11 protein-coding genes are annotated in these 14,356 nt (G+C 71.6%); 7 read left to right on the plus strand and 4 right to left on the minus strand.

Annotated features, from left to right (window positions below; all coding sequences use genetic code 11):
- Positions 1-14 precede the first annotated feature (14 nt).
- Both pspAB and ACZ3TI_RS23820 read left to right on the plus strand, forming a co-directional pair.
- Positions 15-599 carry a PspA-associated protein PspAB gene (gene pspAB, locus ACZ3TI_RS23815; RefSeq protein ID WP_465729326.1) on the plus strand — a complete coding sequence of 195 codons (585 nt, stop codon included), beginning with the start codon at positions 15-17 and terminating at the stop codon, positions 597-599.
- Positions 600-630: 31 nt separating this feature from the next.
- On the plus strand, positions 631-1,464 hold the full coding sequence (locus tag ACZ3TI_RS23820; RefSeq protein WP_465729328.1) for a DUF3097 domain-containing protein: 834 nt from the start codon (positions 631-633) through the stop codon (positions 1,462-1,464).
- Here ACZ3TI_RS23820 and ACZ3TI_RS23825 read toward each other — a convergent pair.
- Genes ACZ3TI_RS23825 through ACZ3TI_RS23835 form a run of 3 tightly spaced genes read right to left on the minus strand, consistent with a single transcriptional unit; the run spans position 1,455 to position 5,263 of the window.
- Positions 1,455-2,012, minus strand: coding sequence for a Uma2 family endonuclease (locus ACZ3TI_RS23825; protein ID WP_465729330.1), 558 nt, complete (start codon positions 2,010-2,012; stop codon positions 1,455-1,457). The genes ACZ3TI_RS23820 and ACZ3TI_RS23825 overlap by 10 nt on opposite strands.
- A 40-nt stretch (positions 2,013-2,052) precedes the next feature.
- The gene (hemW, locus tag ACZ3TI_RS23830; protein ID WP_465729332.1) at positions 2,053-3,282 is read right to left on the minus strand and encodes a radical SAM family heme chaperone HemW; all 1,230 of its coding nucleotides are present in this window, start codon (positions 3,280-3,282) and stop codon (positions 2,053-2,055) included.
- Between the two features lie 58 nt (positions 3,283-3,340).
- The gene (locus tag ACZ3TI_RS23835) at positions 3,341-5,263 is read right to left on the minus strand and encodes an AMP-dependent synthetase/ligase (protein ID WP_465729334.1); all 1,923 of its coding nucleotides are present in this window, start codon (positions 5,261-5,263) and stop codon (positions 3,341-3,343) included.
- A gap of 356 nt (positions 5,264-5,619) precedes the next feature.
- Here ACZ3TI_RS23835 and ACZ3TI_RS23840 point away from each other — a divergent pair, with 356 nt between their 5' ends.
- From ACZ3TI_RS23840 to ACZ3TI_RS23855, 4 genes are all read left to right on the plus strand, one after another.
- Positions 5,620-7,353, plus strand: a complete 1,734-nt coding sequence (locus tag ACZ3TI_RS23840) for an ABC transporter ATP-binding protein (protein WP_465729336.1) — start codon at positions 5,620-5,622, stop codon at positions 7,351-7,353.
- Entirely contained in the window at positions 7,350-9,365 is a 2,016-nt protein-coding gene (locus ACZ3TI_RS23845; RefSeq protein ID WP_465729339.1) for an ABC transporter ATP-binding protein, read from the plus strand. The genes ACZ3TI_RS23840 and ACZ3TI_RS23845 overlap by 4 nt, the downstream gene beginning before the upstream one ends.
- A gap of 230 nt (positions 9,366-9,595) precedes the next feature.
- Positions 9,596-10,504: an RNA polymerase sigma factor SigJ gene (sigJ, locus tag ACZ3TI_RS23850; protein ID WP_465729341.1), complete on the plus strand. Its 909-nt coding sequence runs from the start codon at positions 9,596-9,598 to the stop codon at positions 10,502-10,504.
- Between the two features lie 107 nt (positions 10,505-10,611).
- Entirely contained in the window at positions 10,612-11,691 is a 1,080-nt protein-coding gene (locus ACZ3TI_RS23855; protein ID WP_465729343.1) for an NAD(P)/FAD-dependent oxidoreductase, read from the plus strand.
- Between the two features lie 108 nt (positions 11,692-11,799).
- On the opposite strand, the gene lepA is transcribed toward ACZ3TI_RS23855, so the two are convergent.
- Positions 11,800-13,668: a translation elongation factor 4 gene (gene lepA / locus ACZ3TI_RS23860; protein ID WP_465729345.1), complete on the minus strand. Its 1,869-nt coding sequence runs from the start codon at positions 13,666-13,668 to the stop codon at positions 11,800-11,802.
- 235 nt (positions 13,669-13,903) lie between these two features.
- Here lepA and ACZ3TI_RS23865 point away from each other — a divergent pair, with 235 nt between their 5' ends.
- On the plus strand, positions 13,904-14,209 hold the full coding sequence (locus tag ACZ3TI_RS23865; RefSeq protein WP_465729347.1) for an antibiotic biosynthesis monooxygenase family protein: 306 nt from the start codon (positions 13,904-13,906) through the stop codon (positions 14,207-14,209).
- Positions 14,210-14,356: the final 147 nt, after the last annotated feature.

Raw genomic sequence — 14,356 nt, forward strand, 5'->3', positions numbered from 1 at the left:
GCGAAAGGACCGCCGTGGGAATCCTGGACGCCCTGTTCGGCCGCACCAAGCCCGTCAAGCCCGACCTCGACCAGCTGTTCGGCGTGCCGTCCGCCGCGCTCACCCTGGAGGCCGGCGCCGGGTTCCTCCCCACCGGGCTCGGCTCGGTCTGCTTCGCCGCCGTCGAGGGCGCGGCCTTCGTCCAGGTCGAACAGCAGGTACGGGCGCTGCTGGACGCCGACACCGAGCGCGGCGGCGTCCCGGTGGAGGCCTCCAAGGACGGCTACGGCTACTCCTGGCTGCTCGCCCGGCACCGGCCCGAGGAGCTGCCGGAGCTGGTCAACGACCTGCACGCGGTCAACAGCGAGCTGGAGGCGAACGGCTTCGGGCCGCAGCTGCTCTGCTCGCTGGTCGCCTTCCGCAACGCGCAGGGGCAGTCGCTGGCCCTGGTCTACCTCTACAAGCGCGGCACCTTCTACCCCTTCGCCCCGATGCCCGGCGGCGGCGAGAAGCGCAACAGCCCGCTGGAGCTCCAGGTCAACGCGATGCTGGGCAACGACCTGCGGCTGGAGAAGGACCTCAGCCGCTGGTTCCCGGTGTGGGGCGCGCCGGGCCTCTGACGGCCCGTCCGCCGTCCCTATGATCACCCGTATGCGCAGCCGCCAGTACGGACCCGACCTGACCCCGCCGTGGAAGAAGCAGACCCCCGCCCCGGAGGTGCCCGCCGAGCGGGACCTGGTGGTCGAGGAGGCGGTGACTGGCTACTGCGGCGCGGTGGTGCGCTGCGAGAAGACCGCCGAGGGGTTCACCGTCACCCTGGAGGACCGCTTCGGCAAGCACCGGGTCTTCCCGCTCGTCCCGCGCGGCTTCCTGCTGGAGGGCGAGGTCGTCACCCTGGTCCGCCCGGCCGGCCCGGCGGCGGCGAAGGCGCCCGGGCGCACCGCCTCCGGCTCCGTCGCCGTCCCCGGCGCCCGCGCCCGGGTCGCCCGCGAGTCGCGGATCTACGTCGAGGGCCGCCACGACGCCGAGCTGGTCGAACGGGTCTGGGGCGACGACCTGCGCATCGAGGGCGTCGTCGTCGAGTACCTGCGCGGCATCGACGACCTGCCCGCGATCGTCGCCGACTTCGCCCCCGGCCCCGGCCGCCGCCTCGGCGTCCTGGTCGACCACCTGCTCCCCGGCACCAAGGAGCACCGCATCGCCGCCGAGGTCACCGGCGACTCGGTCCTGGTCGTCGGCCACCCCTACATCGACGTCTGGCAGGCCGTGAAGCCCGCCTCCGTCGGCATCCCCGCCTGGCCGGCGGTGCCGCGCGGCGAGGACTGGAAGGAGGGCACCTGCCGCCGCCTCGGCTGGCCCGCCGACACCCCGGCGGCCTGGAAGCACATCCTGTCGAAGGTGAACTCCTACAAGGACCTTGAGCCGGAACTCCTCGGCCGCGTGGAGGAATTGATCGACTTCGTGACACTGCCGGATCAGGCGTAGGTCTGGAACTCCGAGGTGTCGAGCGTGATGCCGAGCAGGTCGACCTCGATCGGATCACCGAATTTGGTGGTCCGCTCAGCCCAGTACACCGGGGCTCCGGAAGCCGTGTCGGTGGTCAGATCCGTGAGGAGCACGCACACGCCCTTGAGCGGGTCGACGATGAGGTACGCCGGAATCCCGCCCTGGGCGTACATCTCGCGCTTGGTCCGGTAGTCCCGGTGCACGCTGGTCTTGGAAACCACCTCGACCACCAGGGTCACCGCGGAGGCGGACAGCAAACGGCCCGCCTCCGGGACGACACCTCGCTCGAAGACGACCAGATCCGGCTGGGGTTCGCTGGCCTCGCCGGAGATGATCAGATCCTGGGTCTGAAGCGCCCGCCACCGGGCGTAGGGGGTCTGGTGCTGAATCGCGGAGACGATGAGGTTGTGGACCATGTCCGGCCCGGCCATCATCACGATTTCCCCCCTGATGAGTTCGGCCTTGATGCCTTCCGGAACCTCCAGATTCTCGAAGATCCCCATCATCCGGTCATCGATGGCGGTCACTGCGCGCTCCCTCCGACGGCTGACACCACGTTAACGAACGTCAGTCCACCAGGTCACGCACGACCGCGTCGGCCAGCAGCCTCCCCTGGAGGGTCAGGGCGGCGCGGCCGTCGGCGTACGGGCCGGGGGCGAGCAGGCCGTCGGCGAGGGCCCGGGCGGCCGCCTCGCGGCCGGTGCCGGTCAGCAGGTCCAGGGAGACGCCCTCCACCAGGCGCAGTTCCAGCAGGATGCGCTCGACGCGGCGGTCCTCCTCGGCCAGGACCTCGCGGCCCAGCGCCGGGGTGCGGGACTCGGCGAGGGCCCGGGCGTAGGCGGCGGGGTGCTTGGCGTTCCACCAGCGGACGCCGCCGACGTGGCTGTGGGCGCCGGGGCCGGCGCCCCACCAGTCGGCGCCGGTCCAGTAGAGCTCGTTGTGGCGGCAGCGCCCCTCGGGGGTGGTGGCCCAGTTGGAGACCTCGTACCAGGAGTAGCCCGCCGCGCCGAGCGCCTCCTCGGCGATGAGGTAGCGGTCGGCGTGCACGTCGTCGTCGATCATCGGCAGTTCGCCGCGCTTGACCCGGGCGGCGAGCCGGGTGCCCTCCTCGACGATCAGGGAGTACGCGGAGACGTGGTCGGGCCCGGCGCCGATCGCGGCGTCCAGGGAGGCCCGCCAGTCGTCGTCGGACTCGCCGGGGGTGCCGTAGATCAGGTCCAGGTTGACGTGGTCGAACCCGGCCGCGCGGGCCTCGGCGACGCAGGCCTCGGGGCGGCCCGGGGTGTGGTGGCGGTCGAGCAGCTGCAGCACGTGCGGCCGGGCGCTCTGCATGCCGAAGGAGATCCGGTTGTAGCCGCCCTCGCGCAGCTCGGCCAGGTACGCCGGGTCGACGGACTCCGGATTGGCCTCCGTGGTGACCTCGGCGTCGTCGGCGAGCCCGAACTCCTCGCGGATCGCGGCGAGCATCTTCACCAGGTCACGGGCGGGCAGCAGGGTGGGGGTGCCGCCGCCGAGGAAGACGGTCCGCACCGGCAGCTCGGCGTCGCCCAGCACCTTCCGGGCCAGCCGGATCTCGGCGACCACGTTGTCCGCGTACGTCTCCTGCGAGGCGACCGCCCCGGAGGAGCGCAGCTCGGTGGCGGTGTACGTGTTGAAGTCGCAGTAGCCGCAGCGGCTGGCGCAGTACGGCACGTGCAGGTAGAAGCCGAACGGCCGCCGGCCGAGCCCGTCGAGGGCGTGCGCGGGCAGGGAACCGTCGGACGGCACGGGTTCGCCGTCGGGGAGTGCGGAGGGCATGCCCCCATTGTCCCGTACGGTCCGCGAAGCCTGCGCGGACCGTACGGGACGGGGTCGATCAGGCCTCGTTGGCGCCCTCGTACATCGCGGTCACCGCGTCCGCGTAGGTCCGCTCGACCACCGGGCGCTTGATCTTCAGGCTCGGGGTGAGCTCGCCGTGCTCGACGTCCAGGTCGCGCGGCAGCAGGTGGAACTTCTTGATCGTCTGCCAGCGCTGCAGCCCGCCGTTGAGCCGCTTCACGAAGCCCTCGATCAGCTCGTGGACGGCCGGCTCCACGGCCAGCTCGGCGTACGACTTGCCGGCCAGGCCGTGCTCGGCGGCCCACGGCATCAGGACCGCCTCGTCCAGGCCGATCAGCGCCGTGCAGTAGTTGCGGCCGTTGCCGATCACCAGGATGTTGCTGACGAACGGGCAGACCGCCTTGAACTTGCCCTCGACCTCGCTGGGCGCCACGTACTTGCCGCCGGAGGTCTTGAACAGGTCCTTCTTGCGGTCGGTGATCCGCAGGAAGCCGTCCGGGCTGAGCTCGCCGATGTCCTCGGTGTGGAACCAGCCGTCCGGCTCCAGCACCTCGGCGGTCTTCTCCGGCAGGTTGTGGTAGCCGCGCATGATGCCCGGACCGCGCAGCAGGATCTCGCCGTCCTCGGCGATCCGCACCTCGGTGCCCGGCAGCGGGCGGCCCACCGTGCCGATCCGCACGTCCTCCTCGCGGTTCACGCAGGAGCCGGCGCTGGTCTCGCTCAGGCCGTAGCCCTCCAGGATCGGCACCCCGGCGCCCAGGAAGAAGTAGCCGATCTCCGGGGCCAGCGCGGCACTGCCGGAGACCGCGCCGCGCAGCCTCCCGCCGAACGCCGCCCGGATCTTCGCGTACACCAGCTTGTCCGCCAGCGCGTGCTGCGCCCGCAGGCCCAGCGGGGCGGTACCGGAACCGGTGGCGACCCGGCTCTCCTGGACCGCCCGGGCGTGCTCGCGGGCGACCTTGGCGGCCCACATGAAGATCTTGTACTTGGCGCCGCCCTCGGCCCGGGCCTTGCCCGCGATGCCGTTGTAGACCTTCTCGAAGATGCGCGGCGCCGAGGCCATGATGGTCGGCCGGATCACCGGCAGGTTGTGGATGATCCGGTCCACCCGGCCGTCCAACGCCATCACGTGCCCGGTGGCGATCTGCCCGGAGATCAGCGTCTTGCCGAACACGTGCGACAGCGGCAGCCACATGAACTGCACGTCGTCGGAGCGCAGCAGCCCGCTCGCCTCCTGCGCCCGGCCCTCGTACGCCCAGCAGTCGTGCACCAGGCGCACGCCCTTGGGGCGGCCGGTGGTGCCCGAGGTGTAGATCAGGGTGGCCAGCTGCTCCTTGTCGAGCCCGGCGACGGCCTTCTCCACCGCGTCCGGGTGCTGCTCCAGGTACGCGGCGCCGCGCTGCTCCAGCTCGGCGAGGGTCAGCACCTCGAGGCCGGGCGCCTGCGGGGCCTCGTCGGGGGCGTCGAAGAGGATCACCGTGCGCAGCTCGGGCAGCTGCTCGATCTGCGCGGCCGCCTTGGCCAGCTGGGCGGCGTTCTCCGCGAACAGCGCCCGGGAGCCCGAGTCGGAGAGGATGAACGCGGTCTCGTCCGCGTTGGTGCTCGGGTAGACCGTCGTGATCGCGGCACCCGCGCACATGGCGCCGAGGTCCGTGAGGACCCACTCGAGCCGGGTGGAGGACGCCAGGGCGACCCGGTCCTCCGGCTGGATGCCGAGCGCCATCAGACCGGCGGCCACTGCCTTCACCCGGGCCGCGGTCTGCGCCCAGGTCAGCGAGCGCCACTGCTCCGCGCCGGGCGCGCCGTCCGCGGCGTGCTCGTCGACCGGGGCCGGGTAGCGGTAGGCCTCGGCGTTCGGGGTCGCGGCGACCCGCTCCAGGAGCAGGTGCGCGACGGAGGCGGGACGCCCGGCGACGAGGTCGGGCCTACCGGAGTCGATCAGGGACTGCGCGGAACTCAACGAGGACCTCCGGGGGCGGGTGGCCGTCTGAGGGATGGTCGCGGCGGCCGTGGGGGCGGTCGCCGGGCCCCGGTTTCACCTGAGCGATACCGGTCGGTAACAAGGGGGCAACCAGCAGCCTAGGGGGAAACCGGTCATTCCGTAAGAGGGTCGCACCTCCTGGCACGCCCCCGCGGCACCGGTGACCGCGCCCCACCCGACACACCCGCCCCACCCGGAGACCGACCGGCGAACCGCCCACCGTTCGGCAAAGGCCCGGCAAATCCCCGGTTCCCACACGCCGAATGACCTGTACGACGCTACAGAACAACGAGAATCGGGATGCGAACCCGACCGGCGACGACAAGAGTGTGCTAGTGCTGATCAGACTGCTGCGGGCGTACCTGCGCCCCTACTCCCGACCGATCACCCTGCTGGTGGTCCTCCAACTGGTGTCCACCCTCGCGGCGCTCTACCTGCCGACACTCAACGCCGACATCATCGACGACGGCGTCGTCAAGGGCGACACCGGCTACATCCTGCGCGTCGGCGGGGTGATGATCGGCGTGACCATCCTCCAGGCGGCCTGCTCGATCGGCGCCGTCTTCATCGGCGCCCGCGTCGCCATGGCCTTCGGCCGGGACGTCCGCGCCGCCGTCTTCGACCGGGTCCAGAGCTTCTCCGCCCGCGAAGTCGGCCAGTTCGGCGCGCCCTCCCTGATCACCCGCACCACCAACGACGTCCAGCAGATCCAGATGCTCGCCCTGATGAGCTTCACGCTCATGGTCGCCGCACCCATCATGTGCGTCGGCGGCATCATCATGGCGCTCAACCAGGACGTCCCCCTGTCCGGCCTGCTGCTCGCCGTCATCCCCGCCCTCGCCGTCGTCGTCGTCCTCCTCGTCCGCGCGCTGCGCCCCCAGTTCCGCAGCATGCAGGAGCGGATCGACACCGTGAACCGGGTCCTGCGCGAACAGATCACCGGCATCCGGGTCATCCGCGCCTTCGTCAAGGACGACCAGGAACAGGCCCGCTTCGCCGCCGCCAACGAGGACCTCACCAGCGTCGCCCGCCACGTCGGCCGGCTGATGGCCGTCATGTTCCCCGCCGTCATGCTCGTCGTGAACGTCTCCAGCGTCGCCGTGCTCTGGTTCGGCGCCAAGCGCATCGACAGCGGCGCCATGGAGATCGGCGCCCTCACCGCCTTCCTCTCCTACCTCATGCAGATCCTGATGAGCGTCATGATGGCCACCTTCATGTTCATGATGGTGCCCCGCGCCGAGGTCTGCGCCGAGCGCGTCCAGGAGGTCCTCGGCACCGACTCCAGCGTCGTCCCGCCCGCCACGCCCGTCACCGAGGCCCCCCGCCGCGGCAACCTCGAACTGCGCGACGTCGACTTCCGCTACCCCGGCGCCGAAGCCTCCGTCCTGCGCGGCATCGACCTCACCGCCCGCCCCGGCCAGACCACCGCCATCATCGGCTCCACCGGCAGCGGCAAGTCCACCCTGCTCGGCCTCGTCCCCCGGCTCTTCGACGCCACCTCCGGACAGGTCCTGCTCGACGGCACCGACGTCCGCGAACTCGCCGCCGACGCGATCGCCGACAGCGTCGGCATCGTCCCCCAGAAGCCCTACCTGTTCACCGGCACCGTCGCCAGCAACCTCCGCTACGGGCGGCCCGACGCCACCGACGAGGAACTCTGGCACGCCCTGGAGATCGCCCAGGCCAAGGAGTTCGTCGAGAAGCTCCCCGAAGGCCTCGACGCCCCCATCGCCCAGGGCGGCAGCAACGTCTCCGGCGGCCAGCGCCAACGCCTCGCCATCGCCCGCGCCCTCGTCCGCAAACCCTCCGTCTACCTCTTCGACGACTCCTTCTCCGCGCTCGACTACGCCACCGACGCCAGACTGCGCAAAGCCCTCGCCCGCGAGACCTCCGACGCCACCGTCCTGATCGTCGCCCAGCGCGTCTCCACCATCCGCGACGCCGACCGCATCATCGTCCTCGACGAAGGCGCCGTCGTCGGCAGCGGCACCCACCACGAACTGATGGCCGACAACCCGACGTACCGGGAGATCGTGCTCTCCCAGCTCACCGAGCAGGAGGCGGCATGACCACCCCGGGAAAGCCCCCCGCACAGGACCTGCAGAAGAAGGCCCCCGCCGACCTGCCCAGCGACTCCCAGGCCGCCGCCGCCCGCCGCGGCCCCGCCGGACCCGGCCGCTTCATGGGCGGCCAGGGCACCGAGAAGTCCATGGACTTCAAGGGCTCCGGCAAACGCGTCCTCGGCCTGCTGCGCCCCGAACGCAAGATCCTCGTCGGCGTCCTGCTCCTCGGCGTGCTCGGCATCGGCTGCGCCGTCATCGGCCCCAAGATCCTCGGCGACGCCACCGACCTGATCTTCGCCGGCGTCGTCGGCGCCCGCTTCGACCCCGGCACCTCCAAGGCCCAGGTCATCGACGGGCTGCGCGCCCACGGCGACGGCGGCGTCGCCGACCTGCTCGCCGCCGTCGACTTCACCCCCGGCCAGGGCATGGACTTCGACGCCATCGGCTCCGTCCTGCTCTGGGTCCTCGGCATCTACGTCGCCTCCGCCGTCTTCGGCATCCTCCAGGGCCGACTCGCCACCACCGCCATCCAGCGCGCGAGCTACCGGCTGCGCCAGGACGTCGAGGCCAAGCTCGCCCGCCTGCCGCTCAGCTACTTCGACAAGCAGCCCCGCGGCGAAGTGCTCAGCCGGGTCACCAACGACATCGACAACATCGGCCAGTCCATGCAGCAGACCATGGGACAGGTCGTCAACTCGCTGCTCACCGTGGTCGGCGTGCTCGCGATGATGTTCTGGATCTCCCCGCTGCTCGCCCTGATCGCGCTGGTCTCGGTGCCGGTCTCGGTCGTCGTCGCCACCAAGGTCGGCAAGCGGGCCCAGCCCCAGTTCGTCCAGCAGTGGAAGTCCACCGGCCAACTCAACGCCCACATCGAGGAGATGTACACCGGCCACACCCTGGTCAAGGTGTTCGGCCGCCAACGCGAGGCCGCCGCGACCTTCCGCGAACACAACGAGGCACTGTACGAAGCCAGTTACAAGGCCCAGTTCATCTCCGGGATCATCCAGCCCGCGATGATGCTGATCGGCAACCTGCAGTACGTGCTGGTCGCCGTCGTCGGCGGCCTGCGGGTGGCCGCCGGCGCGCTGTCCATCGGCGACGTCCAGGCGTTCATCCAGTACTCCCGACAGTTCAGCCAGCCGCTCACCCAGGTCGCCAGCATGGCCAACCTGGTGCAGTCCGGCGTCGCCTCCGCCGAGCGCGTCTTCGAACTGCTCGACGCCCCCGAGCAGAGCGCCGAGCCGGCCATGCCCGAGAAGCCCGACGCCGTCCACGGGCGGGTCTCCTTCCAGGACGTCTCCTTCCGCTACGACCCCGACAAGCCGCTCATCGAGGACCTCTCCCTCAAGGTCGAACCCGGCCACACCGTCGCCATCGTCGGCCCCACCGGCGCCGGCAAGACCACCCTCGTCAACCTGCTGATGCGGTTCTACGAGGTCAGCTCCGGCCGGATCACCCTCGACGGGGTCGACATCTCCGCGATGTCCCGCGAGGACCTGCGCTCCGGCATCGGCATGGTCCTCCAGGACACCTGGCTGTTCGGCGGCACCATCGCCGACAACATCGCCTACGGCGCCCAGGGAGCCACCCGCGAACAGGTCGTCGAAGCCGCCAAGGCCGCCCACGTCGACCGCTTCGTACGCACCCTCCCCGACGGCTACGACACCGTCATCGACGACGAGGGCACCGGCGTCAGCGCCGGCGAGAAGCAGCTCATCACCATCGCCCGGGCCTTCCTCGCCCAGCCGTCCATCCTGGTCCTCGACGAGGCCACCAGCTCCGTCGACACCCGCACCGAGGTGCTGATCCAGCGGGCCATGGCCCGGCTGCGCACCGGCCGCACCAGCTTCGTGATCGCCCACCGGCTCTCCACCATCCGGGACGCCGACGTGATCCTGGTGATGGAGAACGGCTCGATCGTGGAGCAGGGCTCGCACGACGAGCTGATCGCCGCCGGCGGCGCCTACGCGCGGCTCTACCAGGCGCAGTTCGCGGAGGCCGTCGCCGAGGTGGACTGACCCGGCACCACCCGGCGCCACCCGGCGCCACCCCGCGGGCCGGGGCGGGACCACCCGCCCCGGCCCTTCGCGTCCCCGGTCTCCGCGCCCCGACCTTCGCGTCCCGACCTTCGCGTCCCGATCCTCGCGCCCTCGTCTTCGCGCCCTCGTCTTCGCGCCCCGACCTTCGCGTCCCCGGTCTCCGCGCCCTGGTCTTCGCAACGGGCGCCGGCGGGCGCTACCTTGGGCGGGTGATCGACGACCAGCTCCCGGCCGCCCCGGACGCCTTCGAGGCGAACCGCCGCTACCTGGGATCGGTCGCCTACCGGCTGCTCGGCTCCTTCACCGACGCCGAGGACGTCCTGCAGGACGCCTGGCTGCGCTGGCAGGCCGCCGACCGCACCGCCGTCGCCGACCCGCGCGCCTTCCTGACCACCGTCGTCACCCGGCTCTGCTACGACCAGCTCGGCTCCGCCCGCGCCCGCCGCGAGGCCTACTACGGCGAGTGGCTGCCCGAGCCCGCCGTCTCCTACGCGGACGGCCCCGACACCCCCGCCGAACTCGCCGAACGCGGCGAGTCCGTCTCGCTCGCCCTGCTCGCCGTCCTGGAGCAGCTCTCCCCCGCCGAGCGGGCCGCCTTCGTGCTGCACGACGTCTTCGCCGTCGGCTTCGAGGAGATCGGCGTCTCGCTGGACCGCTCCCCCGACGCCGCCCGCCAGCTCGCCTCCCGGGCCCGCCGCCGGGTCAAGGACGGCAGCCGCCGCGGCGGCGCCGACCCGGCCGAGCACCGCCAGGCCGTCGAGGCCTTCAACGCCGCCAGCACCCGCGGCGACATCCTCGCCCTGATGGAGATCCTCGACCCGGACGTCGTCTGGCACGCCGACGGCGGCGGCATCGTCCGCGCCGCCGCCCGCCCCGTCCGCGGCGCCGACAAGGTCGCCCGCCTGGTCGCCGGCCTGGTCGCCAAGTGGTTCACCCCCGACGTGGCGACCGGCCCCGCCGTGGTCAACGGCGAACCGGGGCTGATCTGGTACGAGCGCGCCACCGGCGCCGTCGGCGGCGTACTCGCCTTCACCGTGGCCGACGGGCGGATCACCGAGGCCTTCGTCGTGGTCAACCCCGAGAAGCTCGGCCGCATCAGCCCGGTCACCGCCCCCTGACCCGACCCCGCCGGCTGTGACGCGGGTCACGGTCACATCCCGACCGGCCGCCTCGTCCCCCTTCCGAACAGCGCTCCACCAGGGCGCACCGAACGGAGGCGGACGAGATGAGCAGCACCACCACCGGTAAGCGGATCGTCGTCCTGGGCGCCGGGTACGCCGGCCTCACCGCGGCCAAGGGCGCCGGACGCCACCACAGCGTCACCCTGGTCGCCCCCGAGGAGCGGCTCCTGCACCGCATCCGCCAGCACGAGGCGGCGGCCGGCCGCGGCCGCGACTGGCCCGCCATCGGCGAACTGGCCCGCGGCCGCAGGATCCACCACCGCCGGGCCCGCGCCGTCGAACTCGACCTCACCGGGCACAAGGTCCTGCTGGACGACGGCACCACCCTCGAGTACGACACCCTGGTCTACGCCCTCGGCAGCCGCACCGCCTGGCACGGCGTCCCCGGCGCCGTCGAGCACGCCCACCCCGTCGAGCGCGCCGCCGAGGTCCGGCGCCTGATCGGCGAGGCCGACCGCCCCGGCACCCTGGCCGTCGTCGGCGGCGGCGCCACCGGCATCGAACTCGCCACCGAACTCGCCGAGGCCCACCCCGACTGGCGGGTGCGGATCGTCGCCGCCGGCCGGGTCGGCGGCATCTACTCGCCCAAGGGCCGCGCCCACGTCCGGCGCGTCCTCGACCGGCTCGGCGTCGCCGTCCACGAGGACGCCACCGTCACCGAGGTCACCCCGGACGGGCTGCACACCACCGCCGGCCCGGTCGAGGCCGACCTCATGGTGTGGGCCGCCTCGATGGAACCGCACCCGCTGGCCGCCGAGGCCGGACTGACCGTGGACGAGCGCGGCCGCGCCCTGGTGGACGACCACCTCCGGTCGGTCTCGCACCCGGACGTCCACGTGGTCGGCGACGCCGCCGCCGTCACCGTCCCCGGCGTCGGCACCCTGCGGATGGGCTGCGCCACCGCGCTGCCGCAGGGCCAGTACGTCGGCAAACTGCTCGACGGGCGCACCGAGAAGCCGTTCTCGTTCCGGTACGTCGTCCAGTGCGTGAGCCTCGGCCGGCGGGACGGGCTGCTGCAGCTGGTCCACCCGGACGACTCGATGAAGCCCACCGTGTTCACCGGCACCGCGGGGCGGCTGGCCAAGGCCGGGATCGTCTCCGCCGTCCTCAGCGCGCTGAAGTAGCCACCGGAGCCCCGCGGGAACGCGAAAGGGCCCGGGCTGGTGCCCGGGCCCTTCGGCTCGCCTCGGCTGCTCCGCTCGCCTCGGCCGGAGGCTACTTCCTCGCCTCGGTCACTTCTTTTCCTTCGGCGCCTCGGCGTCGGTGGACAGCGCGGCGATGAAGGCCTCCTGCGGGACCTCCACGCGGCCGACCATCTTCATCCGCTTCTTGCCTTCCTTCTGCTTCTCCAGCAGCTTCCGCTTACGGGAGATGTCACCGCCGTAGCACTTGGCGAGGACGTCCTTGCGGATCGCGCGGACCGTCTCACGGGCGATCACCCGGGAGCCGATGGCGGCCTGGATCGGCACCTCGAACTGCTGGCGGGGGATGAGCTTCTGCAGCTTGCCCGCCATCATCACGCCGTAGCCGTAGGCCTTGTCCTTGTGGACGATCGCGGAGAAGGCGTCCACCGCGTCGCCGTGCAGCAGGATGTCGACCTTGACCAGGTCCGCGGTCTGCTCGCCGATGGGCTCGTAGTCGAGCGAGGCGTAGCCGCGGGTCTTGGACTTCAGCTGGTCGAAGAAGTCGAAGACGATCTCCGCGAGCGGCAGGGTGTAGCGCAGCTCGACCCGGTCCTCGGAGAGGTAGTCCATGCCCTGCAGGCTGCCGCGACGGGACTGGCAGAGCTCCATGATCGCGCCGACGAACTCGTTGGGCGCCAGGATGGTGCCGCGCACGACCGGCTCGTACACCTCGGCAATCTTGCCGGAGGGGAACTCGCTCGGGTTGGTGACGGTGTGCTCGGTGCCGTCCTCCATGATCACCCGGTAGACCACGTTGGGGGCGGTGGAGATCAGGTCGAGGTTGAACTCGCGCTCCAGGCGCTCCCGGATGATCTCCAGGTGCAGCAGTCCGAGGAAGCCGCAGCGGTAGCCGAAGCCGAGCGCGACCGAGGTCTCCGGCTCGTACACCAGCGCGGCGTCGTTCAGCCGCAGCTTGTCCAGGGCGTCGCGCAGCAGCGGGTAGTCCGAGCCGTCCAGCGGGTAGAGGCCGGAGAACACCATCGGACGCGGGTCCTTGTAGCCGCCGAGCGGCTCGGTGGCACCCTTGTGCATCGACGTGATGGTGTCACCGACCTTGGACTGCCGGACGTCCTTCACACCGGTGATGATGTAGCCCACCTCGCCGACGCCGAGGCCGTCGGCGACCTTCGGCTCAGGGGAGATGACACCGATCTCCAGCAGCTCGTGGGTGGCGCCGGTCGACATCATCGCGATGCGCTCGCGCTTGGTCAGCTGGCCGTCCACGACACGGACGTAGGTGACCACGCCGCGGTAGGAGTCGTACACCGAGTCGAAGATCATCGCGCGGGCCGGGGCGTCCTTGACGCCGACCGGGGCCGGGACGGTGTTGACGATGTGGTCCAGCAGGTCCTCGACGCCCAGACCGGTCTTGGCGCTGACCTTGAGCACGTCGCCCGGGTCGCAGCCGATGATGTGGGCGATCTCCTCGGCGTACTTCTCCGGCTGCGCGGCCGGCAGGTCGATCTTGTTGAGCACCGGGACGATCGTGAGGTCGTTCTCCAGCGCCAGGTACAGGTTGGCGAGGGTCTGCGCCTCGATGCCCTGGGCCGCGTCGACCACCAGGATGGTGCCCTCGCACGCGGCGAGGGAGCGGGACACCTCGTACGTGAAGTCCACGTGGCCGGGGGTGTCGATCATGTTGAGGATGTGCGTCGTCCCGGCATCCGGCCCGGTCTTCGGCGCCCACGGGAGGCGGACCGCCTGCGACTTGATGGTGATGCCGCGCTCACGCTCGATGTCCATGCGGTCGAGGTACTGGGCACGCATCTGCCGGGGGTCGACGACGCCGGTGATCTGCAGCATCCGGTCTGCGAGCGTCGACTTGCCGTGGTCGATGTGGGCGATGATGCAGAAGTTGCGGATCAGCGCCGGGTCGGTACGGCTGGGCTCTGGCACATTGCTGGGGGTCGCGGGCACCTTGGTCCGATTCTCCGTTGGTCCGGGGCCGGGGGTGTCCGGGTCATCGCTGACCGGTTTCCCGGGGACCGGACAGTCTCGTCCGATCGAAATAGTTCCTCCCATCTTCCCACGAGCGCGGGCCGAGCTGCCGTTCGGGCACCATCCGGCCCCTCCCCCTCCCCTTCGCCCACCCCTCCGCCCCGGGGGTCCCCGGCCTTCCTCCGCGCGTCCGCAGGCGGCAGGATGGCCTCCCGTGATCCTCGAAAGCGCCCTGCTCGACGTTCTGCCCGGCCGGGAGGAGGAGTTCCTCGCCGCCTTCGCCGAGGCCCGCCCGCTGATCAGCGTCCAACGGGGCTTCCGCTCCCTGGAGCTGCGGCGCTGCCTCGACGAGGGCCGCGGCTCGCGCTTCCTCCTCCAGGTCGGCTGGGACACCCTCGCCGACCACACCGAGGGCTTCCGCGCCTCCCCCGAGTACCGGCGCTGGCGCGCGCTGCTGCACCACTTCTACCGCCCGTTCCCGGAGGTCGAGCACTACGGCGAGCCCCTGCTCCGCGCGTAGCGGCCCCGGGCCCCGCGCGTGGCGGGCCAAGGCTCCGCGGGTACCGACCCCGGCGCTGTCCCCGGGGCGACCGGTTTGGGACGGGCGGTGGGCCCCTGGTAGCGTGGGCAGCTGCACCTGGCCTCGGCATGCCCTCTCAGCTGGACC

Source organism: Kitasatospora sp. NPDC023120, assembly GCF_055560835.1.